The sequence below is a fragment of the Allobosea sp. BK604 genome, from assembly GCF_004341515.1.
Classification (GTDB): domain Bacteria; phylum Pseudomonadota; class Alphaproteobacteria; order Rhizobiales; family Beijerinckiaceae; genus Allobosea.
Genome location: NZ_SLZF01000002.1, coordinates 825,874 through 848,339 on the forward strand (window position 1 = coordinate 825,874; position 22,466 = coordinate 848,339).

The window sequence follows — 22,466 nt, forward strand, 5'->3', positions numbered from 1 at the left end:
ATAGACTTAAGTATCATTGACCATACGACGTCTGCCGGACTCGCGGCCCTGCGGCGACGACGTGATTTAAGGCCTCGATCCATGATCAAAAAAGTGCCAAATCCGATCGACCGCCATGTCGGCAGCCGCGTTCGTATGCGCCGCATGCTTGCCGGTATCAGTCAGGAAAAATTGGGCGAGGCCCTGGGCCTGACCTTCCAGCAGATCCAGAAATACGAAAAAGGCGCAAACCGCATCAGCGCCAGCCGCTTGCAGCAGATCGCGAAGAAGCTCGACGTGCCCGTCTCCTTCTTCTTCGACGGCGCTCCTAGCGGCGATGCCACGAGCGCGACAGGCTTCTCGGATTCGAGCTCGACCGCCTATATCTCCGATTTCCTGGCGACCAGCGAAGGCGTGCAGCTCACCAAGGCTTTCGTACGCATCAAGAGCGGCCGTGTGCGCCGCCGGATCGTCGACATGGTCGAGGCGCTCGCCGAGGAAGACGACGAAAAGGCCTGATTCAAGGCCCTCTACGTTCGTCCTGGCGAACATTCCTACCGTTTAACGAATTTCCACGCTTGACGCCGAACGCGGCTGTCTGCAAGAAGGCTGCGCTGCCGGCCCACCGCTCGCGGTCAGCCGGCTTTCGTTCTTTTCCGCAGAAGGATCCCGCGACCGTGTCCCGTCAGAACTATCTGTTCACCAGCGAATCCGTGTCCGAGGGCCATCCCGACAAGGTCTGCGACCGGATTTCCGACGAGATCGTCGATCTGTTCTTCAAGGAGGCGATCAAGGCCGGCTACGAGCCCTCGAAGGTTCGCGTGGCGGCCGAGACGCTGGCGACGACCAATCGCGTCGTCATCGCCGGCGAGGTCCGCACCCATCTCGACGAGAAGCAGATCAAGTCCAAGGTGAAGTCGGCCGCCCGCAAGGCGATCAAGGCGATCGGCTACGAGCAGGATGGCTTCCACTGGAAGAAGGCCAAGATCGACGTGCTGCTGCACCCGCAGTCCGCCGATATCGCGCAGGGCGTCGACGAGGCCGGCAACAAGGATGTCGGCGCCGGCGACCAGGGCATCATGTTCGGCTATGCCTGCCGCGAGACGCCGGAGCTGATGCCGGCCCCGCTCTACTACGCCCACAAGATCCTCGAAGTACTGGCCAAGGCCCGCCATTCCGGCGAAGGCCCGGCGGCCAAGCTCGGCCCCGACGCCAAGAGCCAGGTCACCATCAAGTACGAGAACGGCAAGCCGGTCGGCGTCACCCAGATCGTGCTCTCGACCCAGCATCTCGACGAGAAGCTGTCCTCCACCGATGTCCGCAAGATCGTCGAGCCCTTCATCCGCGAGACCCTGCCCGATGGCTGGATCTCCAAGGACACCGTCTGGCACGTCAACCCGACCGGCAAGTTCGTGATCGGCGGCCCCGACGGCGATTCCGGCCTGACCGGCCGCAAGATCATCGTCGACACCTATGGCGGCGCGGCTCCGCACGGCGGCGGCGCCTTCTCGGGCAAGGACCCGACCAAGGTCGACCGCTCGGCGGCCTATGCGGCGCGCTATCTCGCCAAGAACGTGGTCGCGGCCAAGCTCGCCGATCGCTGCACGATCCAGCTCTCCTACGCCATCGGCGTCGCCAAGCCGCTGTCGATCTATGTCGACCTGCACGGCACCGGCAAGGTCGACGAGGCCAAGCTCGAGACGGCGCTGGGCGAGGTCATGGACCTGACCCCGAACGGCATCCGCAACCATCTCGGCCTGAACAAGGCGATCTATGCCAAGTCGGCGGCTTACGGCCATTTCGGCCGCAAGGCTGGCCGCGACGGCAGCTTCTCCTGGGAGAAGACCGACCTCGCCGACGCGCTGAAGAAGGCCGTCGCCTGATCTGATCCGATCAGCCGGAGATCATGAAGGCCGGAGCGGCAACGCTCCGGCCTTTGCTTTTGCACGAGCTACGCTAAAGACCAGCGAATGAGCGACGAACACGATACCGAGCGGGCCTTCTTCGGCCGCCGCAAGGGCAAGGCCCTGCGCGAGGGGCAAGCCAGCCGCATGGAAGGGCTCCTGCCCGCGCTGCGTCTGCCGGTAGGCGAGATTTCCGACCTGAAGGCGCTGTTTCCGATCCCTGTCGAGGCTGTCAGGCTCGAGATCGGCTTCGGCGGCGGCGAGCATCTGCTCTCGCGGATGCGCGAGAGCCCGCAGATCGGCTTCATCGGCTGCGAGCCCTTCATCAACGGCATGGCGAAGTTCCTGGCCGTGGTCGAGCAGGAGGGCTTGAGGAACGTCCGGCTCTGGGACGGCGATGCGGCGCTGCTGCTGCCGCGCCTCCCGGAAGGCGCGCTCGACGCGATCGACCTGCTCTATCCCGATCCCTGGCCGAAGCGCCGGCAGCGCAAGCGCCGCTTCGTTTCCGACCGGATTCTCGCGCTCTTCGCGCGGGCCCTGCGGCCAGGCGGCCGCTTCCGCTTCGCCAGCGATATCGACGACTATGTCGGCTGGACCCTGGCGCGGCTGCTGCGCTCGACCGATTTCGACTGGGCGGACGAGCGCGCAGACGACTGGCGCCAGCCCTATCCGGGCTGGATCAGGACCCGCTACGAGGCCAAGGCAGTAAAGGCCGGCCGGGTGCCGAGCTATCTTACTGCCCGGCGCCGTCCCGCATCCTGAGGAAGCCGAGCACGCGCTGGGCGGTGACCGCCGTCAGGTTGCGGAAGCTCTGGCGAGCGCGCTCGATCGCGGGCGCCGATTTGCCGTCGCTCTTGCGCAGGCCGATGAGGGCGCGCGTCGTCTCCCAGGACCAGCCAAGACCGCGGCCGACAAGCAGGACCGCATCGCGATCCGGCCCCAGGATGATCTGCTCGGTCGCAGGCAGGCCGAGTCGCGCCAGAATGGCGACACCGCAAATCGCATGCTCGGTATCGCCGGCGCTGGCGAATTCCGCGACCTTGGCTTCGTCGAGCTTGCCGGCATCGTGAAGCAGCTTGATCGCGGCGAGCGCGGCACTGAATTTGCCGAGCTCGTCCTGGACCTGCGCCTGGGCCGAGACGGCTTCGGCACTGCGTTCGACCGCACTTTCGACGGCGCCGGCCATGGCCGGCTCGAGCGTCGCCGTAAGCCGTCGGCGGGCCGAATTCTTGGCCGCGAGCATGAGCTGCTCGGTGAGCTCCGGCGGGATGTCGACGCGCGTGCTGAGCATGGTCTGCAGCGCATCGTCCTGGACGGCGCGCATCACCAGCACGCCCATGCCATGGCGCGAGAACCGCGCCGTCTGGTTGGACGCAACCGCATGCGTGACGACGCGGCCGCCGCGCAGAATCAGGAAATCGGTGATCGGCTCGCCGAGATCGGGCCGTTCCGTGATCGCAAGCATGTGATCGCGGCCCTTGGCGGCGGAAATCGCGACAAGGTCCTGGTCGGTGAGCATGGGCGAGCGGATCAGGACGGGACGTGCGACCGAAATCTCGTCGAGGGCGAGCTGGCGCACGACGCCACCCGGCGCATTCGGCACGAAGGACAGACGTTCCGCGAGCTCGATCCGGGCACGCAGCTCGATGGCCCGCGCGAGCCGGCCGATCACGACGTCGAAGACGCTGATCTGATCGTCACCCATACCCGGGGCGGTGCTGATGAACAGATCGGTCAGGCGCGACAGGATCTGGGCCCGATCATCGCCCGACCCGCGTGCCATCGTCGTCTCGAGATCGCGCAGCAACGCACTGACCGAACTCATTCCAAACCCTCTCAACGCAACTCCCGGCCAAGCTACTGCAGAAGAGTGACCAGCCGGTTAGCGCAACGGCAGGATGTACCGATGACGCGCCTTGAAGCGCGCCCAGGCGGCAAGTTCGGTGCTGCGCGCTTTCAACTTGCATGGCGGGTCAATGCGGACTAGATAAGCGGCAACAGCTCTGGTTTCGGTGTAAGCCGATGATCAAGAGCGGGCCGGCCGGCCCGCTCTTTTTTGTTGGCCGAAGGCCCTGCCGGAGCGCAGGCAGGCCGACATGAGCGAATCGACAACAGATCAGGACAGGCGCGTCGTCACCGAGAGCGGCGTGGCCGCGCGCGTCGCGGCGATCGTCGAACCGGCGATCGAGGATCTCGGCTATCGCCTGGTGCGCGTGCGCGTCACCGGGCAGAACGGCTGCACGGTGCAGATCATGGCCGAGCTGCCGGACGGGACGATGACCGTCGAGGGTTGCGAGGCGGTGAGCCAGGCGGTGTCGCCGGCCCTCGATGTCGACGATCCGATCCAGGCGGCCTATCATCTCGAGGTTTCGTCGCCGGGAATCGACAGGCCGCTGGTGCGCCCGAGCGATTTTTTGCGTTGGGCCGGGCATCTCACCAAGATCGAGACACTCGAACCCGTCGCCGGTCGCAAGCGTTTCCGCGGCATCCTGCGCGGGGCCGAGGGCGTGGATGCGCTGCTCTCGCGCGATGACGCGAAGACCGAGGAGGAGCGCGACGTCGCGATCCCGATGCGGCTGATCGGCGAGGCAAGGCTCGTCCTGACCGACGCGCTGGTCACCGAATCGCTCCGGCGCGGCAAATCCGGCCTGCCGCCGGAAATGCCCGATGCCGACGAGATCGCCAGCCCCAAGAAGGGCAAGGGCAAATCACTGGGACCGCGCCCGGGCAAGAACCGCAAGCCGGCCCAAGAAGACAACGAAGAGGAGTGAGCGCCATGGTCGTGAGCGCCAACAGGCTCGAACTGCTGCAGATCGCCGATGCGGTCGCCCGCGAGAAGTCGATCGACCGGCAGATCGTGATCGACGCGATGCAGGACGCGATCGCCAAGGCGGCACGATCGCGCTACGGCGCCGAGACCGACGTCCATGCCGAGATCAACACCAAGTCGGGCGAGCTGCGCCTGGCGCGCCATCTCCAGGTCGTCGACCTGGTCGAGAATGGTGCGGTGGAGATCACGCTGGCCGAGGCCAAGCGTCACAACCCGGCCGCCCAGGTCGGCGACATCATCGCCGATCCGCTGCCGCCCTTCGATTTCGGCCGTATCGCGGCCCAGTCGGCCAAGCAGGTCATCGTGCAGAAAGTGCGCGAGGCCGAGCGCGACCGGCAGTACGACGAGTACAAGGACCGTATCGGCGAGATCGTCAACGGCGCGGTCAAGCGCGTCGAATACGGCAATGTCTTCGTCGATCTCGGCCGCGGCGAGGCGATCATCCGCCGCGACGAGATGATCCCGCGCGAGACCTTCAAGGTCGGCGACCGGGCCCGCGCCTATGTCTACGACGTGCGCCGCGAGCCGCGCGGCCCGCAGATCTTCCTGTCGCGCACCCATCCGCAGTTCATGGCCAAGCTGTTCGGCCAGGAAGTGCCGGAGATCTATGACGGCATCGTCGAGGTCAAGGCTGTCGCCCGCGATCCGGGCTCGCGCGCCAAGATCGCCGTGATCAGCCGCGATTCCTCGATCGATCCGGTCGGCGCCTGCGTCGGTATGCGCGGCTCGCGCGTGCAGGCCGTCGTCGGCGAGCTGCAGGGCGAGAAGATCGACATCATCCCGTGGTCGCCGGATGTCGCGACCTTCGTCGTCAACGCGCTGCAGCCGGCTGAGGTCGCCAAGGTCGTGCTCGACGAGGAAGCCGACAAGATCGAGGTCGTGGTCCCCGACGAGCAGCTCTCGCTCGCCATCGGCCGCCGCGGCCAGAACGTGCGTCTCGCCTCGCAGCTCACCGGCTGGGACATCGACATCCTCACCGAGGCCGAGGAATCGGAGCGCCGCCAGAAGGAGTTCCTGGCCCGCACCGAGATCTTCATGAATGCGCTGAACGTCGACGAGACCGTCGGCCAGCTGCTGGCGTCGGAAGGCTTCCGCAATGTCGAGGAAGTCGCCTATGTCGAGCTGAACGAGCTCGCCTCGATCGAGGGCTTCGACGAGGATACCGCAGCCGAGATCCAGTCGCGTGCGCAGGAGCATCTCGCCGCGGTCGAGGCCGAGCTCGACGAGAAGCGTCGCGCGCTTGGTGTCGAGGACGCATTGCGCGAGGTCGAAGGCGTCACTACATCCATGATGGTGGCGCTGGGCGAGAATGACGTGAAGAGCGTCGAGGATCTCGCGGGCTGCGCCACTGACGACCTCGTTGGCTGGACCGAGCGCAAGGATGGCGAGTCCACCCGCCATTCCGGCTATCTCGACGGGTTCGACCTGTCGCGCCAGGACGCGGAAGCGATCATCATGGCCGCCCGCATCAAGGCTGGCTGGGTCGAGGCTCCCGCCGAAGAGGCCGAGGCTTCCGACGAGGCGGCCGAGGCCTGAGCCTAAGGACGCCGGGCGATGAAACGGCCGGAGGCGGCGCGGCTGGCGCGCAAGGACGGCCCGGAACGCAGTTGCGTCGTGACCCGTACGGTCAAGGCGCCCGACGATCTGATCCGTTTCGTGGTCGGACCCGACGGCGTCCTGACACCAGATCTGCGCCGCAAGCTGCCAGGCCGCGGCGTCTGGGTGAGCGTCAGTGCGGCGACGGTCGCGGAGGCGATCAAGCGCAAGGCCTTCGAGCGCTCGCTCAAGACCAAGGTCACCGTGCCGGCCGATCTGCCGGCGATGATCGAGGGGCTGATGCAACGCGACGCGGTGCAGGCCCTGGCCATGGCGAACAAGGCCGGCCTGGTGACGAGCGGCTTCGCCAAGGTCGAGGCCGCGATCGGATCCGGGCGTATCGCCGCGGTGATCGAGGCGAGCGACGGCGCCGAGGATGGAAAACGCAAGATCGGCCAGGCGCTGCGACGCATCGCTGCAGAGCGGGCCGAGGATGGATTGAAGGCGAGAGAGACGCCTGTCGTGGCGGAATTCGCTGCGGCTGATTTGGAATTGGCGTTGGGGCGGTCACATGTGATACATGCGGCGCTTGCTCCGGGACCGGCGGCCGAGGGTTTCCTCTCCCGCTGGCGTCGGCTCGTTCGCTACAGGACGGGTGATGCCGGCGCATTGGGCCCAGAAAGCCCGGCTGACACCGACGAAACAGACGAATTGACGACCGAACCGGCACGACCGAAAGCGGCAGGACCGAGCGAAGAATGAGCGATACCAAGACCCCGGGCGACAAGACTTTGACCGTCAGCCCCCCGAAGACCCTTTCGTTGAAGCGACCTGTCGAGCAGAGCACTGTTCGGCAGAGCTTCTCGCATGGGCGCTCGAAGCAGGTCGTCGTCGAGGTCAAGCGCCGCGTCGGCGGACCGGAGGCCGGCAAGGAGGCGCCCGTCGCCCGCGCGCCCCAGCCGGCGGTCCAGCCCGCCGCGCCGCGCCCCGTCGTGCCGCAGCCGGCTCCAGCCGCGCCGAAGCCGGGCGGCATGCTGCTGCGCACGCTCTCCAATGACGAGAAGGATGCGCGCCAGCGCGCCCTCTCCGATTCCCGAGCCCGTGAATTCGAGGAGCGCCGCCGCGCCGAGGAAGAGGCGCGCCAGCGCGCCGCCCAGGCCGAGCGCGAGCGGGCCGAGCGCGAGGCCGCCTTGGCGCGCCAGCGCGAGGAGGAAGACCGCCGTCGCCAGGAGGACGAGCACAAGCGCCGCGCCGAGCAGGCCGCACGCCAGCGCATGAACGAGGAGCAGCAGGCCCCGCGCCCGCAAGCTCCGCGCGAGCCCACTCCCCCGCCGCAGCAGCAGCCCGCGCCAGCCGCCCCGGCGGCTTCGGCAAGCGCACCGCCACAGCCAGCACCCTCCTATTCGCAGGCTCCGCGCCCGTCTGCCGGCCCGCGCGGCGACTATGCGCCACGTGGCGATTTCGGCGGCGGCCGTCCGCCGATGCGCGATGTCGGCGCCCGGCCGCCCCGGATCGACTCCCGGCCGCCGCGGAGCGATTCACCGCGTCCGCCGCGTCCCGATGCTTCGGCCGCGGCCGAGCCGGCCGTGGTGCGTCCGGCACGCCAGGCCCCTTCGACCGGCGCTCCGCGGAGCCGCTCCGACGACGGTGAAGCGCGTCCCGCTTTCCGCCGCCCGGGTGGTGCGCCTGGCGGCGCGCCTCGCGGTGCCCCGGCTCCGGCGCCCAAGACCCCCAAGACCGGCGAGAAGCCGCGCGGCCGCCTGACGCTCTCGACCGCCACCGGCGGCGACGACGAGCGGACGCGCTCGGTCGCGGCCTTCCGCCGCCGCGTTCAGCGCATGACCGGCCACCGCGCCTCCGATGTCGCCAAGGAGCGCGTGATGCGCGAGGTGATCATCCCGGAGACGATCACCATCCAGGAACTCGCCAACCGCATGACCGAGCGGGGCGTCGACGTCATCCGCCTGCTGATGAAGCAGGGCGCGATGCACAAGATCACCGACGTGATCGATGCCGACACCGCCCAGCTCGTCGCCGAGGAAATGGGCCACACCGTCAAGCGCGTCGCGGAATCGGACGTCGAGGAGGGCCTGTTCGACACGCCCGACACCGACGACACGCTGACGCCGCGCCCGCCGGTCGTAACCATCATGGGCCATGTCGACCACGGCAAGACCTCGTTGCTCGACGCGATCCGCCAGACCCATGTCGTGACCGGCGAAGCCGGCGGCATCACCCAGCATATCGGCGCCTATCAGGTGACGACACCGACCGGCTCCAAGGTGACCTTCATCGACACGCCCGGCCACGCCGCCTTCACGGCGATGCGCGCCCGCGGCGCCAAGGTGACGGACGTCGTGGTGCTCGTGGTCGCGGCCGATGACGGCGTGATGCCGCAGACGGTCGAGGCCATCAACCACGCCAAGGCGGCCAAGGTGCCGCTGATCGTGGCGATCAACAAGATCGACAAGGCCGACGCCAATCCCGACCGGGTCCGCTCGGAGCTGCTGCAATACGAGATCCAGGTCGAGTCGCTCGGCGGCGAGACGCTGGAGATCGAGGTCTCGGCCAAGACCGGCAAGAACCTCGACAAGCTGCTCGAGGCGATCGCCCTGCAGGCCGAACTGCTCGACCTGCGCGCCAATCCGGACCGTCCGGCCGAGGGCACCGTGATCGAGGCCAAGCTCGACCGCGGACGCGGCCCGGTTGCGACCGTCCTCGTCCAGCGCGGCACGCTGCGCACCGGCGACATCGTCGTCGCCGGCTCCGAATGGGGCCGGGTACGCGCCCTGATCGGCGACACCGGCGCCCAGATCAAGGACGCGCCCCCGTCGCTCCCGGTCGAGGTGCTCGGTTTCAACGGCACGCCCGAGGCCGGCGACCGCGTCGCGGTGGTCGAGTCCGAGGCGCGCGCCCGCGAGATCACCGATTACCGCGAGCGCCAGAAGCGTGACCGCATCGCCGCGCGCGGCGGCGGATCGGGCGCGGGCCGCTCGCTCGCCGAGATGATGCGCGACCTCAAGGAGGGCGCCGGCCGCAAGGAGTTCCCGCTCGTCGTCAAGGGCGACGTGCAGGGCTCGGTCGAGGCCATCGTCGGGACGCTCGAGAAGGTCGGCAACGACGAAGTGCGCGCCCGCGTGCTCTCGTCCGGCGTCGGCGGCATCACCGAATCCGACATCACCTTGGCTCAGGCTTCAGGCGCGGCGGTGATCGGCTTCAACGTGCGTGCCCACAAGGAAGCGCGCGAAGCGGCCGAACGGGCCGGCGTCGAGATCCGCTACTACAGCATCATCTACAACCTCGTGGATGACGTGAAGGCGGCGATGTCGGGCCTGCTGGCGCCAACCCTGCGCGAGACCATGCTCGGCAACGCGCAGATCCTCGAGATCTTCAACGTCTCGAAGGTCGGCAAGATCGCCGGCTGCCGTGTCACCGACGGCACGATCGAGCGCGGCGCCAATGTCCGCCTGATCCGCGACAACGTCGTGGTCCACGAGGGCAAGCTCGCCCAGCTCAAGCGCTTCAAGGACGACGCCAAGGAAGTGGTCGCCGGCCAGGAATGCGGCATGTCCTTCGAGAACTACCAGGACATGCGTGCTGGCGACGTGATCGAATGCTTCCGCGTCGAGGAGATCAAGCGGACGCTGTAACGGCGAATTCCCTACGGTATGCCCGGTCCGACCGGGGCATACCGGCGCGGAAGGTCTTGATCCAACGAGTCTGGCCGGGCGCAACCCGGCCATACCATTTTGCGAGCAACCGTCCGTCCGGTCCGATCCCGGAGCACGAGAATCATGGCTAGAAAACCCAACCTTCAGGGCTCCGGCCCGACCCAACGGCAATTGCGCGTCGGCGAGTTGATCCGCCATGCCCTTGCCGAGATGCTGGCACGCGGCGACATCCATGACGATGTCCTGGCGAACCACGTCATCACCGTGCCCGAGGTCAGGCTCTCGCCCGACCTCAAGCTCGCCACAGCCTATATCATGCCGCTCGGCGGCGAGGATGTCGCGCCGGTGCTGAAGGCGCTCGACAGCCACAAGCGCTATATCCGCGGCGAGATCGCCCATCGGGTGAACCTGAAATATGCACCCGATATCCGCTTCCGGCAGGATGAGAGCTTCGCCGAGGCGGCGCGTATCGACGCGTTGCTGGATTCCGACAAGGTCCGTCAGGACACGCAGCGCCAGCCGTTGAAGATCAACCAAGACGACCAGCAAGACGATGACTGACGAACCGAGCATGCAGCCCGCAGCCGAGGGCGAGAAGAGCTTCGCGCCGCGTCCGAAGAAGCGCGACGTGCATGGCTGGGTCGTGCTCGACAAACCGGTCGGCATGACCTCGACCCATGCGGTCAGCGTGGTCAAGCGGGCCTATGCCGCCAAGAAGGCAGGCCATGCCGGCACGCTCGACCCACTCGCCTCGGGGCTGCTGCCGATCGCGCTCGGCGAGGCGACCAAGACCGTCCCCTTCGTGATGGACGGGCGCAAGGCCTACCAGTTCACCGTCGCCTGGGGCTCGCAGACCGATACCGACGATACCGAGGGCCGCGTCGTTGCGACCTCCGACAAGCGGCCCGACGAGGCGGCGATCGCCGCGCTGCTGCCGCGCTTCACCGGCACGATCCTGCAGGTGCCGCCAAAATTCTCGGCGATCAAGATCGCCGGCGAGCGCGCCTATGACCTCGCCCGCGACGGCGAGGAGGTCGAGCTCCAGGCGCGGCCGGTCGAGATCGACGCACTCTCGATCGTCGGGCATACCGGGCAAACCACGACTTTCGAGGCCGAATGCGGCAAAGGCACTTATGTGCGGGCGATCGCGCGCGATCTCGGCGTCACGCTCGGCTGCCTCGGCCATGTCGCGCATCTCAGGCGCACCCGCGTCGGACCGTTCACGGTGGCGGAGGCGACGACCGTCGAGACGTTGCGCGAGACCGCCGACGGTCCCGACGCGGCGCTCAGGCCTGTCGAGGCTGCCCTGACGCTGATCCCCCAGATCATGATCCACCGCGATGCGGCGCTCCGGCTCAAGCGCGGCCAGAGCGTGCTGCTGCGCGGGCGCGATGCGCCGGTCGAGGCCGAATCCGTCTATGCCACCAGCGCCGGCATCCTGATCGCGACCGGCTCGATCGAGAACGGGGAGTTGATCCCACACCGCGTCTTCAACCTTTAGGCGCGGCGCGCTTCACTGTTTTGGCAGGAATGTGGCCGTTTTCCGTTAAGTAAACGCAATATCAATTCTTTCTGCCCAGTTTGCCCCGGTACTGCGCCCTCGCGACCTGCTTGGGCCGAGCGGGGGCTACCATGAAGAAGCTGCTGTCCGGACTCTCGATCCGGGCGACGTTGGCCTGCATCATCGCTGTGATGGGGCTGCTTATTGCAGGTCTTGCCGGCCAGGAATTGTGGTCGACCTATTGGCGCCGGGACGCGGCCGTCCAGGTCGCCCAGCTCTCCAAGCTCAACGAGAACCTGTTCGACGCGCTGGTCTCATCGCGCTACGAGCGCGCCTCGCTGCAGACCGCCATCATCATGGCGACCGACAAGAACCAGTCCTCGATCGCCAGCTACATGACCCGCCGCAAGGAGGTCGATGATGCGATGGCGCAGGCGCAAGCCGCGATCGCCGCGATCCGTATCCCCGCCCTGAGCGATGCCGGCCGCAGCCTCACCGCCAATTTCGACGCCATCCGGAAGCTGCGCGAGACGGTCGATGCCGAATCGAAGCTCGCCGTCCCGTCCCGTACCGCCGGCCTGCCGCAGAACGTGCTGACCATCGGCGACCGCTTCCTGCAGAGCCTGGAGGCGACCTCCGCCGTGGCGGAGAACGAAATCCGCTCGCTCAGCCCGCGCCTGTCGGAGCTGATCATCGCTCGTTCGATGGCCTGGTCCGTGCGGGCGCAGGCCGGTACCGCCGGCCAGATGATCAGCTCGATCCTGGCGCAGGGACGCCCCTTCACGGCCTCGGAGGCCGAAACGCTGAAGCTCGCCGATGCCCAGGCCGCCTATGGCTGGCAGATGCTGCGCGGCATCAGCGGCGGCGAGCAGGCTCCGGCCGCGATCCGCAGCGCCATCCGCAAGGCCGACCGCACCTATTTCTCAGGGCAGTTCACCGATCTTCGCGACGACGTCATCAAGGCGATGACCACGACCGGCAAGACCGAGCTGACCACCGATAAATGGCGTGAATCGGTCATCCCGGCGCTCGACACGATCAGCGAAGTCTCGAATGCCGCGATCACCGAGCTCAATCTCAAGGCCGATGATGCTGCGAGCGACCTGACCTGGACGCTGGTGCAATATGCCGCTCTCTTCGCGGGCGGCATGATGATCGCGATCGTCGGCTATATGGTCGTGCGGTCGCGGGTCACGGGACCGATCGCCCAGATGACCGTTGCGATGCGCAAGCTCGCTGATGGCGACCTCTCGGTCGCGGTTCCCTATGGCGATCGCCGCGACGAGATCGGCGGCATGGCCGCCGCGCTCAACGTCTTCAAGGAGAACGGCCTGCGTGTCCGCGCCCTCGAGGAGCAGGAGCGGGCCGAGGCTGCGGCCAGGCTGGCGCGCGCCGAATCGATGGCCTCGGTCGTGACGGATGTGGGCGAGGTCGTCGCTGCGGCTGCGGCGGGCGATTTCTCGGCGCGGCTGCAGATCGAGGATGCCGACCAGCAGATGCAGCAGCTCATCGCCGGCATCAACGAGATCAACGCCGTCGTCGACAGCGCCACGACCGAATTCGCCGAGGCCCTCCAGGCCGTCGCCGCCGGCGACCTGACCAGCCGGATCGAGACCGGCTATCGCGGCCGCTTCGCCAATCTCAAGGACGCGATCAACGAGACCGTCGACCGCCTCTCCGCCACGGTGCGCACCATCCAGGTCACCGCCTCCGATGTCGGCCTCGCCGCCCGCGAGATCAATCTCGGCGCCGACGATCTCTCCAAGCGCACCGAGGAGCAGGCCTCCTCGCTCGAAGAGACCGCCGCCACCACCGAGGAGCTCGCGGCTTCCGTCAAGGCGAGCGCCCAGGCCTCGAAACAGGCCTCGACCATCTCCGGCGAGGCGATGCGCGCGGCCGAGCAGGGCGGCGCCATTGCCGGCCAGGCCGTCGAGGCCATGGCCCGGATCGAGAGCGCCTCGAAGAAGATCTCCGACATCATCCGGGTGATCGACGACATCGCCTTCCAGACCAACCTGCTGGCGCTCAACGCGGCGGTCGAAGCGGCCCGCGCCGGCGATGCCGGCAAGGGCTTCGCCGTCGTCGCCTCCGAGGTGCGCACGCTCGCCCAGCGCTCGGGCGAGGCGGCCAAGGACATCTCGGCCCTGATCTCCTCGTCCAATGCCGAGGTCAACGAGGGCGTTACCCTGGTGCGCCAGGCCGGCGCGGCCCTGACCGAGATCCTGCAGGCCTCGCAGAAGGTCGCCGCCACCATCGCCGACATCTCGACGGCGTCCGGCGAGCAGGCCAACGGCATCGACGAGATGAGCCAGGCCGTCGCCCATCTCGACGAGATGACCCAGCAGAACGCGGCGCTCGCCGAGCAGTCGGCCGCCTCGGCCGCTTCCCTCTCCTCCCGCATCGGCGAGCTCAACACCCTCGTCGCCGCGTTCAAGACGGGACACGAGCAGGAGGCGCAGGCGCCGATGCAGCTGGCCCAGCCGCAGCGCGTCGCCGCCACGGCTCATGCCGCTCCGCGGCCGCGGCCCTCGCGCGCTGCCGCTCCGGCCTATGCGCCGCCGCCCCTGCGGGCTGCCGACAAGGCCGCGATGGCCACCGGCGCCGGCTCGGAGCCCGAGCGTCTGCGCAAGCTCGCCGAAGCCGCCTTCGCGCAGACCAAGGCGACGCCCGTGCGCACCCCCGCCAAGAAGGTCGCCAATGCCGGCAACCACGACGCGGGCTGGGAAGAGTTCTGAGACAAAAAGGCGTTCGGCACAGCCGGACGCGCCGTGATGGAAATGGGCCCTGCGCAGCGATGCGCGGGGCGTTTTTCATGGCGAATCGTTCAAGCCCCGGCCGTGGCCTTCTTTGCTGCAGGGACGCCACCCTGCAGCTTCTTCAGCCGTTTCGATTGATCCTCCGTGCGATCTCTTTTCCTGCGCGGAGAAGCTTTGGAGGATCGAGCAATCATCACGGGGCATTGGTCTACCGCCTGAAGCCCTCCCCCGGGCAAGGTTTCCTCACGCCGGACGCAGGTTCGCGCCGGGTTTTCAGGAGGCCAACATGTCTGAACTCAAGGGCAAGGTCATCGTCATCACCGGCGCCAGCAGCGGCATCGGCGAGGCAGCCGCAAAGGTCCTGGCGGAACGCGGCGCGCAGGTCGTGCTCGGGGCGCGGCGCGGAGAGCGCCTCGTCACGCTTGCGGCCGAGATCAACGCCAAGGGCGGCGCGGCCCGACAGCAAGTGGTCGACGTCACCGACCTTGCCAGCGTCGAGGCCTTCCTTGGCTTCGCGCAGCAGGAATTCGGCCACATCGATGTCATCGTCAACAATGCCGGCGTGATGCCGCTCTCGACGCTCGACGCGCTCAAGATCGACGAGTGGAACCGGATGATCGACGTCAATATCCGCGGCGTGCTGCACGGCATCGCAGCGGGCCTGCCGATCATGAAACGCCAGGGCTTCGGCCATTTCGTCAATCTCTCGTCGATCGGCGGCCATGCCGTCTATCCGACCGCGGCGGTCTATTGCGCCACGAAATACGCGGTGCTCGCGATATCCGAGGGCCTGCGCCAGGAGAATGCCGATATCCGCGTTACCGTGATCTCGCCCGGCGTGACCCGTTCGGAACTGGCCGAGACCATCACGGATGTCGGCGCCAAGCAGGCAATGGACGATTTCCGCAAGATCGCGATCGAGCCCGAGGCGATCGGCCGTGCCATCGCCTTCGCGGTCGAGCAGCCCGGCGATGTCGATGTCAGCGAGATCATCGTGCGGCCGACGGCAAGTCCCTACTAGAGCATTTTCGAGCGAAGTGGATGCCGGTTCGCGTGAAGAAAATGCGTCAGAACAAACAGACGGAGAATTTTCGCGATTCGAAGAGCCGCGGAAATGCTCTAGGCCGCGGCGATCAACCAAGCCGCGTCATGCCCGGGTCAAGCCCGGGCATGACGTGGAGTGCGGTTCAGTAGCCGACGGTGAAGCGCTGACGGATATGGGCGGGCTTTTCCAATTCGTCGACGAGCGCGATCGCATAGTCCTCGGCCGAAACCGTGCTCTTGCCGGCGGTATCGACCAGGAGCTGGTCCGCGCCGAGACGGAAACTGCCGGTGCGCTCGCCCGGTGCGATCACGGCTGAGGGCGAGAGGAAACTCCAGTCGAGTCCGCTCTCCTGCTTGAGCAGATCGAGGAAGGCACCACCCTTCCTGGCTTCGTCGAGATAGGCCGCCGGGAAATCCGGCGTGTCGAAGAGCCTTATACCTGGCGCGACCTCGAGGCTGCCGGCGCCGCCCACGACAAGATAGCGCTTCACGCCGGACTGCCTGACCGCGCCGAGCAATGCGGCCGGGTCGCTATCGGAGAAATGCACCGCGCTGATCACGGCGTCATGGCCGGCGAGCAAGATCGCGAGCCCCTCCTTGTCGAAGACATCGCCCTTTTTCGCGATGACGCCAGCTCGCATCGGCACTTTTTCGGGATTGCGCACGATCGCGGTGACAGCGTGGCCACGCGTGGCAAGTTCGGCGAGCAGGCGCGAGCCGATGAAGCCGGTGGCGCCGATGAGAGCGATCTTCATGATCCAACCTTTCTAAGTATCCATTGGGAACCTACATCCCGATGGACACTAGATGGCTGCCATGCGATCAAGCGTAAAGAAGGCACTTTGGTGCTACATGGTCACCTGGGGGATACCGAGATGCTGCAGCGTCCCGATCCGTTCGACGCGAAATGCCCGACGCGCCAGGTGCTCGACCGTATCGGCGATCGTTGGGCCGTGCTCATCCTGATCTCGCTCGAGCGGGAGACCATGCGCTTCAATGCGCTGCGCCGGCGCATCGAGGCGATCTCGCAGAAAATGCTGTCGCAGACGCTGAAAAGCCTGGAGCGCGATGGGCTGATCGACCGCAAGGTCTTCGCCACCGTGCCGGTTACGGTGGAGTATTCGCTGACCCCGCTTGGACGCACGCTCTCGCAGACGGTGCATGCGCTGACGCTCTGGGCGGAGACGCATATCGGCGAGGTCGAGGCGGCACAGCAGCGTTATGATCGTGGGGAGGCAACGCCGGAAGCGGCTGCAACGCCACCGCGCTAGCCTTTCCGTCAGTTTCGTGTATATCCCCGGCCAACCGGTTCAAGAACCGGCTGCGCATCCCCTCCGCGATGAGGCCGATGCGGGCATCGGACCTTGCTGGACGACATCCCGGCCTGGCCCGCCAGATCAACCCGAACACGAGGATCCACGATGTCGATCACGGCCGAGCGCAAGACCGCGCTCATCAACGAACACGCCACCAAGCCGAATGATACCGGCTCGCCCGAGGTCCAGGTCGCGATCCTGACGGAGCGCATCAACAACCTGACCGGGCACTTCAAGTCGCATACCAAGGACAACCATTCGCGTCGCGGCCTGCTCAAGCTGGTCTCGCAGCGTCGCTCGCTGCTCGACTACCTCAAGGGCAAGAACGAAGCCCGCTACAAGACGCTGATCGAGAAGCTCGGCATCCGCCGCTGATCGGTCGACCAGGTTCCCCGCCCGGCGCGACGCTGCTCCGGGCGGTTTTTACAGGGTGTGATGCCGTAAGGCGGGAACCGGTCTTCCGATTCCGTCACGCCCCTACTCCAGGGTCTGGCCGCAATGGGGCGGCACCCTGATCTTCAACGCGGCGGCCGCATGGGCGGTTCAGCCGCTGGCCCCCGCCGGACGCCCAGACGTCCATGGCAGGATCGCCGAGCGCTCGGGCGCTGTCCTCCACGGCCCCCCGAGCTTTCCGCCGTCTTGCCCATGGGCTCGAAGACGTCCGGACGGGTGCCGCATCCGATCCGAAAGATAGACATGTTCGACATCCAAACCGAAGAACTCATCTGGGGCGGGCGCAAGCTCGTGCTCGAAACCGGCAAGATCGCCCGCCAGGCCGATGGCGCCGTGTTGGCGACCTATGGCGAGACCGTCGTGCTCGCCACCATCGTCTCGGCCAAGGAGCCGAAGGCCGGCGTCGATTTCTTCCCGCTGACCGTCAATTACCAGGAAAAGGCCTTTGCCGCCGGCCGCATCCCGGGTGGCTATTTCAAGCGTGAAGGCCGCCCGAGCGAGAAGGAGACGCTGGTCTCTCGCCTGATCGACCGGCCGATCCGCCCGCTCTTCGTCGACGGCTACAAGAACGACACCCAGGTCGTCATCACCGTGCTGCAGCACGATCTCGAGAACGATCCCGATATCGTCTCGATGGTTGCCGCCTCGGCTGCGCTGACGCTCTCGGGCGTGCCCTTCATGGGTCCGGTCGGCGCTGCCCGCGTCGGCTATATCGACGGTGCTTACAAGCTCAATCCGCTGGTCGACGAGGTCAAGGATTCGGCGCTCGATCTCGTCGTCGCCGGCACCCAGGACGCCGTGCTGATGGTCGAGTCGGAAGCCAAGGAGCTGCCGGAAGACGTGATGCTCGGCGCCGTGATGTTCGGCCACAAGCATTTCCAGCCGGTCATCGACGCGATCATCCGCCTGGCCGAGAAGGCCGCCAAGGAGCCGCGCGACTATCAGCCGGCCGATGATTCGGCGATCCTCGACGCGGTGCTGAAGGTCGGCGAGGCGGATCTGCGCGCCGCCTACAAGATCACCGCCAAGGCTGAGCGCTACAAGGCCGTCGACGCCGTCAAGGCCAAGGTCGTCGAGGCGCTCGTCTCGGCCGAGCCGGACAATGTCACCACCTTCAGCAAGGAGAAGGTCGCGACGCAGTTCAAGGAAGCCCAGGCCAAGATCGTGCGCTGGAACATCCTTGACGACGGCATCCGCATCGACGGCCGCGACGTCAAGACCGTCCGCAAGATCATCGCCGAGGCCGGCGTCCTGCCGCGCACCCACGGCTCTTCGCTGTTCACCCGCGGCGAGACCCAGGCGCTGGTCGTGACCACGCTCGGCACCGGCGACGACGAGCAGTTCATCGACTCGCTGGAAGGCACCTACAAGGAGACCTTCCTGCTGCACTACAACTTCCCGCCCTACTCGGTCGGCGAGACCGGCCGCATGGGTTCGCCCGGCCGCCGCGAGATCGGCCACGGCAAGCTCGCCTGGCGCGCCATCCACCCGATGCTGCCGGCCAAGGGCGAGTTCCCCTACACGATCCGCGTCGTCTCGGAGATCACCGAGTCGAACGGCTCCTCGTCGATGGCCACCGTCTGCGGCACCTCGCTGGCGCTGATGGATGCCGGCGTGCCGTTGAAGTCGCCGGTCGCGGGCATCGCCATGGGCCTCATCCTCGAGGGTGAGCGCTTCGCCGTGCTCTCCGACATTCTCGGCGACGAGGACCATCTCGGCGACATGGACTTCAAGGTCGCCGGTACCGCCGCGGGCATCACCTCGCTGCAGATGGACATCAAGATCGCCGGCATCACCGAGGAGATCATGAAGGTCGCCCTCGACCAGGCCAAGGGCGGTCGCGAGCACATCCTCGGCGAGATGGCCAAGGCGCTCTCCTCCTCGCGGGCCCAGCTCGGCGAATATGCGCCGCGCATCGAGACGATGAAGATCCCGGTCGACAAGATCCGTGAAGTCATCGGCTCCGGCGGCAAGGTCATCCGCGAGATCGTCGAGAAGACCGGCGCCAAGGTCAACATCGAGGATGACGGCACCATCAAGATCGCCTCGGCCGACGGCAAGTCGATCGAAGCCGCGATCAAGTGGATCAAGTCGATCGTCTCCGAGCCCGAGAGCGGCATGATCTATGACGGCACCGTCGTGAAGATCATGGAGTTCGGCGCCTTCGTGAACTTCTTCGGCGCCAAGGACGGCCTCGTCCACATTTCCGAGCTCGCCGCCAAGCGGGTCCAGAAGGTGCAGGACGTCGTCAAGGAAGGCGACAAGGTCAAGGTCAAGTTCCTCGGCCAGGACGAGCGCGGCAAGATCCGCCTCTCGATGAAGGTCGTCGACCAGGAGACCGGCGAGGACATCACCGAGAAGCTGAAGGCCGAGCGCGATGCCGAGAAGGCTCGCGAGAAGCAGCAGGCCGAGTAAGTCTGGCGCGATTCACGTGAAACGGAACGCCCCGCATCGAAAGGTGCGGGGCGTTTTCTTTTGGCGGACGAGCTATGGCGGCGGGGCGTCTCGCCGGTCATCGTGAGCGCAGCCAGGCCATGACGAGGACGGTCGAGAGCCGCTTCCGCACTAGCGCCGCGCCGCAGTTCCGAATAGTCTAGACTTATTGCTTTCGGAGACCGGCATGCCTGACCACAGCATCACTTCGCTCGACGCCCTCGCCCGCCTCTACCCGAACCCGATCGCTCCGGCCTCCATCGCCAAGGAGATCGATCATGTCGACGAGCACTATGCGGCTCTGATCGCCGCCTCGCCGTTTTTCGTGCTCGCGACCAACGGTCCGGAGGGGCTGGATTGTTCGCCGCGCGGGGATCAGCCGGGCTTTGTCACGGTGAAGGACGCGAAAACGCTCCTGATTCCCGACCGAAAAGGCAATAACCGTCTGGATTCGTTGAAGAATATCCTGTTCGACGATCGAATCGGAATGCTCTTCCTGATCCCGGGTTACGGCGAGACCTTGCGCGTGAACGGACGTGCCACGCTTTCCAGCGATCCTGGGTTGTGCGGGCAGTTCGAGATGGCCGGAAAGCTGCCAGCCTGCGTCATCGTGGTCAAAGTCGAGGCTGCCTACTTCCAATGCTCACGCGCGGTGGTGCGGGGCGATCTGTGGAATCCAGGGAAGCATGTCGACCGGCGCACCCTGCCGAGCGCCGGGCAGATCCTGCAGGGGATCACGGAGCGCAACGCGGCGATCGAGACCTTTGACGGCGAGGCCTATGACAAGGCGCTGCCGGAGCGCGTGAAGGCGACGCTGTATTGAAGCGACCTTCCCTTCTCCCACCCTCTCGGGCTTGCCCGAGTGTCAAAGTCGGCAGCAGCGGACTTAGATGCGGGAGGAGCCGTTCGGCGAAGCCGAGACGGTTGAGGCGTCGCGCGACGGCCAGAGCGCGGCGCCCTTAGGCAGGCTCGACAACGCAGAGTAGCGCCGACCCCACCTGCCGGTACCTTCTCCCGCAGGGGGAGAAGGGCGCTGATCACAGCAGCCCGTTATTCCCAGCGAGCACCTTGAGGTTCACCTCCGGCCGGGCGCCGACATGGCTGATCACCTCGGCCGCGGCCAACGCGCCCAGCCGCAGCGAATCCCGCACCTCGCGGCCCGAGGTCAGGCCGAAGAGGAAGCCGGCGGCGAAGAGGTCGCCGGCACCGGTCGCATCGACGACACGCTCGACCGGGAAGACCGGCTCGGCGACGACGCCATCCGGCGTCACCGCGAGGGCGCCCTTCTCCGAGCGGGTCACGGCCGCGACGATATTCTCCGAGCGCAGCCAGGACAGCGCCGTGTCGAAATCGGCAGTCTGATAAAGGCTCTTCAGCTCATGCTCGTTGGCGAAGACGATATCGACCGTGCGATTGCGGATGAGAGCGAGGAACTCGTCGCGATAGCGGTCCACGCAGAAGGAATCCGAGAGGGTGATGGCGACGCGGCCGCCAGCGGCGTGAGCGAGCTCGGAGGCCTTGCGGAAGGCGTCCTTGGCCGCCGGCGGGTCCCAGAGATAGCCTTCGAGATAGACGATATCGGCATTCTGCACCGCCTTGGGGTCGACGTCGTCGACCGTCAGGCCCTGGCAGGCGCCGAGATAGGTGTTCATCGTGCGCTCGCCGTCGGGCGTGACGATGATGAAGGAACGCGCTGTCGCCGGGCCTTCGGAAGCGGCGGCCGTCTCGAAGGCGACGCCGAGCGAGGTCAGGTCATGGCGGTAAAGCTTGCCGAGCTCATCCTGCTTGACCTTGCCGATGAAGGCGCCGTTGCCGCCGAAGGAGGCGAGACCGGCGATCGTGTTGGCGGCCGAACCGCCGGAGACGATCTTGCCCGGTCCCATCACGCCATAGAGCATCTCGGCCCGCGGCTCGTCGATTAGCATCATCGCGCCCTTGGTGAGCTCGTGCTTCACCAGGAAATCCTCCTCGGCGGAAGCGAAGACATCGACGATGGCATTGCCGAGGGCGAGGACGTCGGTGCGCGTGGCTGTCATGAGGAAGGTCCGGGGTTGAGGAAGATTTGCAGGAGAGATCGCGCGGCGTGTCGCATTCGCCGCCGCGGGGGTCAAGCCATGCGCTTGTGCCGCGCCCGCGCTGCCGCCTCGTCGAGCACGGTCGAAAGCTGTGCGATATCCTGCGGCTCGAGCGCGGCGATCTCGCGCGCCAGGCGATTGGCGAGCAAGGTCGCTTCGGGGTCGAGCCCGGCCGTGTCGACCGTGACGCGCGGGTGCGAGAGATCGGCAAGGCGGATGAGCTCGTCAGCCTCGTCCCAGATGACGCCGAGCACGTGGATGACGCCCTGGATCAGCGTGAAGGTCGGGCGGCCGCGCTTGCCGTGCTCAAGCGCCGAGAGATAGGCGGGGGTCACGCCGAGCGTCGCCGCCATCTCGGCCAGGGTGACGCCGCGGGCGGCGCGCAACTCGCGGACACGCTGGCCGAAGGGTGTCATGTGCCCGTCTCGCGACTGCGGCGCAGGCGGATATAGAGCGCGCCGGAGCCACCATGGCGCTGCTCGGCCTCCTCGAAGCCGAGCACCAGCGGGCGCAGATCGGGCAGGCGCAGCCAGTGCGGCACCGTCCGCCGCAGCACGCCACGCTCCTCGCCAAAGAGGCTGTCGCCCGCTCCGCCCTTGCCGGTAACGACGAGCGCGAGCTTGGTGCCGCGCCCCTGTTCGCGGCGCAGGAAGGCGCGCAGCGCGTCATGGGCCTGGTCCTGGCGCATGCCGTGCAGATCGATCACCGCCTCGACCGATTGCTGGCCGCGGCGCAATTGGGTGCGCAGGCGCCGCTCCAGCGGCGCAAGCGGCGGCGGCGCCGGCTTGGCGAGCTTGGCCTTGGTAGCGACGATCAGGACGGGCGCGGCGGTTTCGGCAACGATGATCGGCGGCGGTTCCGGCGCCTCCGGCTCCGGCAGCCTGCCGGCGAGCGGCTTCACCGAGCGCGCCACCTGGCGCCACAGCGCAAGATCGGCCTCCGACAGGATCTTGCCGCGCCGACGCATC

At 66.9% G+C, this 22,466-nt stretch carries 20 protein-coding genes; 15 read left to right on the forward strand and 5 right to left on the reverse strand.

Annotation, left to right across the window (positions count from 1 at the left end; translation table 11 throughout):
* The first annotated feature begins 81 nt into the window (after window positions 1–81).
* The 3 genes from EV560_RS09205 to trmB all read left to right on the forward strand — a co-directional run bounded on the left by EV560_RS09205 (window position 82) and on the right by trmB (window position 2,645).
* Window positions 82–498, forward strand: coding sequence for a helix-turn-helix domain-containing protein (locus EV560_RS09205; protein ID WP_131855518.1), 417 nt, complete (start codon window positions 82–84; stop codon window positions 496–498).
* Between the two features lie 158 nt (window positions 499–656).
* On the forward strand, window positions 657–1,862 hold the full coding sequence (gene metK, locus EV560_RS09210; RefSeq protein ID WP_131855424.1) for a methionine adenosyltransferase: 1,206 nt from the start codon (window positions 657–659) through the stop codon (window positions 1,860–1,862).
* A gap of 87 nt (window positions 1,863–1,949) precedes the next feature.
* The gene (gene trmB, locus EV560_RS09215; RefSeq protein ID WP_131855425.1) at window positions 1,950–2,645 is read left to right on the forward strand and encodes a tRNA (guanine(46)-N(7))-methyltransferase TrmB; all 696 of its coding nucleotides are present in this window, start codon (window positions 1,950–1,952) and stop codon (window positions 2,643–2,645) included.
* Here the strand turns inward: trmB and EV560_RS09220 are convergent.
* A complete protein-coding gene (locus EV560_RS09220) occupies window positions 2,617–3,708 on the reverse strand; it encodes a DUF2336 domain-containing protein (RefSeq protein WP_131855426.1) in 1,092 nt (363 codons plus the stop codon). The genes trmB and EV560_RS09220 overlap by 29 nt on opposite strands.
* Window positions 3,709–3,979: 271 nt before the next feature.
* Between EV560_RS09220 and rimP the strand changes: the two genes are divergently transcribed.
* The 8 genes from rimP (at window position 3,980) to EV560_RS09260 (ending at window position 15,198) form a co-directional block, all read left to right on the forward strand.
* The gene (gene rimP, locus EV560_RS09225; RefSeq protein WP_131855427.1) at window positions 3,980–4,654 is read left to right on the forward strand and encodes a ribosome maturation factor RimP; all 675 of its coding nucleotides are present in this window, start codon (window positions 3,980–3,982) and stop codon (window positions 4,652–4,654) included.
* 5 nt (window positions 4,655–4,659) lie between these two features.
* Complete coding sequence (gene nusA / locus EV560_RS09230; protein ID WP_131855428.1) at window positions 4,660–6,249, forward strand: transcription termination factor NusA; 1,590 nt, start codon at window positions 4,660–4,662, stop codon at window positions 6,247–6,249.
* 18 nt (window positions 6,250–6,267) lie between these two features.
* Window positions 6,268–7,011: an RNA-binding protein gene (locus EV560_RS09235; protein ID WP_131855429.1), complete on the forward strand. Its 744-nt coding sequence runs from the start codon at window positions 6,268–6,270 to the stop codon at window positions 7,009–7,011.
* Window positions 7,008–9,899 carry a translation initiation factor IF-2 gene (infB, locus tag EV560_RS09240; RefSeq protein ID WP_131855430.1) on the forward strand — a complete coding sequence of 964 codons (2,892 nt, stop codon included), beginning with the start codon at window positions 7,008–7,010 and terminating at the stop codon, window positions 9,897–9,899. Before EV560_RS09235 ends, infB begins: the two co-directional genes overlap by 4 nt.
* Window positions 9,900–10,043: 144 nt before the next feature.
* Window positions 10,044–10,481, forward strand: coding sequence for a 30S ribosome-binding factor RbfA (rbfA, locus tag EV560_RS09245; RefSeq protein ID WP_131855431.1), 438 nt, complete (start codon window positions 10,044–10,046; stop codon window positions 10,479–10,481).
* A gap of 10 nt (window positions 10,482–10,491) precedes the next feature.
* The gene (truB, locus tag EV560_RS09250; RefSeq protein ID WP_248311949.1) at window positions 10,492–11,421 is read left to right on the forward strand and encodes a tRNA pseudouridine(55) synthase TruB; all 930 of its coding nucleotides are present in this window, start codon (window positions 10,492–10,494) and stop codon (window positions 11,419–11,421) included.
* Between the two features lie 131 nt (window positions 11,422–11,552).
* Window positions 11,553–14,156 carry a methyl-accepting chemotaxis protein gene (locus EV560_RS09255; protein ID WP_131855433.1) on the forward strand — a complete coding sequence of 868 codons (2,604 nt, stop codon included), beginning with the start codon at window positions 11,553–11,555 and terminating at the stop codon, window positions 14,154–14,156.
* 307 nt (window positions 14,157–14,463) lie between these two features.
* Window positions 14,464–15,198 (forward strand): SDR family oxidoreductase, encoded by a 735-nt coding sequence (locus EV560_RS09260; RefSeq protein WP_131855434.1) that lies wholly within the window; start codon window positions 14,464–14,466, stop codon window positions 15,196–15,198.
* Window positions 15,199–15,364: 166 nt separating this feature from the next.
* Here the strand turns inward: EV560_RS09260 and EV560_RS09265 are convergent, their stop codons facing one another.
* A complete protein-coding gene (locus EV560_RS09265; protein WP_207907970.1) occupies window positions 15,365–15,976 on the reverse strand; it encodes an NAD(P)-dependent oxidoreductase in 612 nt (203 codons plus the stop codon).
* A 120-nt stretch (window positions 15,977–16,096) separates the two neighbouring features.
* Between EV560_RS09265 and EV560_RS09270 the strand changes: the two genes are divergently transcribed.
* The 4 genes from EV560_RS09270 (at window position 16,097) to EV560_RS09285 (ending at window position 20,246) form a co-directional block, all read left to right on the forward strand.
* Window positions 16,097–16,492 carry a winged helix-turn-helix transcriptional regulator gene (locus tag EV560_RS09270; RefSeq protein WP_207907971.1) on the forward strand — a complete coding sequence of 132 codons (396 nt, stop codon included), beginning with the start codon at window positions 16,097–16,099 and terminating at the stop codon, window positions 16,490–16,492.
* A 150-nt stretch (window positions 16,493–16,642) separates the two neighbouring features.
* A complete protein-coding gene (gene rpsO, locus EV560_RS09275) occupies window positions 16,643–16,912 on the forward strand; it encodes a 30S ribosomal protein S15 (RefSeq protein ID WP_131855436.1) in 270 nt (89 codons plus the stop codon).
* Between the two features lie 321 nt (window positions 16,913–17,233).
* Window positions 17,234–19,405 carry a polyribonucleotide nucleotidyltransferase gene (gene pnp, locus EV560_RS09280; RefSeq protein WP_131855437.1) on the forward strand — a complete coding sequence of 724 codons (2,172 nt, stop codon included), beginning with the start codon at window positions 17,234–17,236 and terminating at the stop codon, window positions 19,403–19,405.
* Window positions 19,406–19,610: 205 nt separating this feature from the next.
* Window positions 19,611–20,246, forward strand: a complete 636-nt coding sequence (locus tag EV560_RS09285; RefSeq protein WP_131855438.1) for a pyridoxamine 5'-phosphate oxidase family protein — start codon at window positions 19,611–19,613, stop codon at window positions 20,244–20,246.
* A gap of 214 nt (window positions 20,247–20,460) precedes the next feature.
* On the opposite strand, the gene EV560_RS09290 is transcribed toward EV560_RS09285, so the two are convergent.
* The 3 genes from EV560_RS09290 to EV560_RS09300 form a co-directional block, all read right to left on the reverse strand.
* Window positions 20,461–21,459 (reverse strand): adenosine kinase, encoded by a 999-nt coding sequence (locus EV560_RS09290; RefSeq protein ID WP_131855439.1) that lies wholly within the window; start codon window positions 21,457–21,459, stop codon window positions 20,461–20,463.
* A gap of 71 nt (window positions 21,460–21,530) precedes the next feature.
* Complete coding sequence (locus EV560_RS09295; RefSeq protein ID WP_131855440.1) at window positions 21,531–21,914, reverse strand: helix-turn-helix domain-containing protein; 384 nt, start codon at window positions 21,912–21,914, stop codon at window positions 21,531–21,533.
* Entirely contained in the window at window positions 21,911–22,465 is a 555-nt protein-coding gene (locus tag EV560_RS09300; RefSeq protein ID WP_131855441.1) for a Smr/MutS family protein, read from the reverse strand. The genes EV560_RS09295 and EV560_RS09300 overlap by 4 nt, the downstream gene beginning before the upstream one ends.
* Window position 22,466 lies beyond the last annotated feature (1 nt).

Bases quoted from the DNA above. Each gene is read 5' to 3' on its own strand.
- EV560_RS09235 (WP_131855429.1), top strand. From the start codon at position 6,268: ATGAAACGGCCGGAGGCGGCGCGGCTGGCGCGCAAGGACGGCCCGGAA.
- EV560_RS09270 (WP_207907971.1), top strand. From the start codon at position 16,097: ATGCTGCAGCGTCCCGATCCGTTCGACGCGAAATGCCCGACGCGCCAG.
- EV560_RS09205 (WP_131855518.1), top strand. From the start codon at position 82: ATGATCAAAAAAGTGCCAAATCCGATCGACCGCCATGTCGGCAGCCGC.
- EV560_RS09295 (WP_131855440.1), bottom strand. From the start codon at position 21,914: ATGACACCCTTCGGCCAGCGTGTCCGCGAGTTGCGCGCCGCCCGCGGC.
- EV560_RS09285 (WP_131855438.1), top strand. From the start codon at position 19,611: ATGCCTGACCACAGCATCACTTCGCTCGACGCCCTCGCCCGCCTCTAC.
- EV560_RS09290 (WP_131855439.1), bottom strand. From the start codon at position 21,459: ATGACAGCCACGCGCACCGACGTCCTCGCCCTCGGCAATGCCATCGTC.
- EV560_RS09220 (WP_131855426.1), bottom strand. From the start codon at position 3,708: ATGAGTTCGGTCAGTGCGTTGCTGCGCGATCTCGAGACGACGATGGCA.
- infB (WP_131855430.1), top strand. From the start codon at position 7,008: ATGAGCGATACCAAGACCCCGGGCGACAAGACTTTGACCGTCAGCCCC.
- EV560_RS09260 (WP_131855434.1), top strand. From the start codon at position 14,464: ATGTCTGAACTCAAGGGCAAGGTCATCGTCATCACCGGCGCCAGCAGC.
- trmB (WP_131855425.1), top strand. From the start codon at position 1,950: ATGAGCGACGAACACGATACCGAGCGGGCCTTCTTCGGCCGCCGCAAG.
- pnp (WP_131855437.1), top strand. From the start codon at position 17,234: ATGTTCGACATCCAAACCGAAGAACTCATCTGGGGCGGGCGCAAGCTC.
- EV560_RS09265 (WP_207907970.1), bottom strand. From the start codon at position 15,976: ATGAAGATCGCTCTCATCGGCGCCACCGGCTTCATCGGCTCGCGCCTG.
- EV560_RS09255 (WP_131855433.1), top strand. From the start codon at position 11,553: ATGAAGAAGCTGCTGTCCGGACTCTCGATCCGGGCGACGTTGGCCTGC.
- rbfA (WP_131855431.1), top strand. From the start codon at position 10,044: ATGGCTAGAAAACCCAACCTTCAGGGCTCCGGCCCGACCCAACGGCAA.
- rpsO (WP_131855436.1), top strand. From the start codon at position 16,643: ATGTCGATCACGGCCGAGCGCAAGACCGCGCTCATCAACGAACACGCC.
- rimP (WP_131855427.1), top strand. From the start codon at position 3,980: ATGAGCGAATCGACAACAGATCAGGACAGGCGCGTCGTCACCGAGAGC.
- EV560_RS09300 (WP_131855441.1), bottom strand. From the start codon at position 22,465: ATGCGTCGGCGCGGCAAGATCCTGTCGGAGGCCGATCTTGCGCTGTGG.
- truB (WP_248311949.1), top strand. From the start codon at position 10,492: ATGCAGCCCGCAGCCGAGGGCGAGAAGAGCTTCGCGCCGCGTCCGAAG.
- nusA (WP_131855428.1), top strand. From the start codon at position 4,660: ATGGTCGTGAGCGCCAACAGGCTCGAACTGCTGCAGATCGCCGATGCG.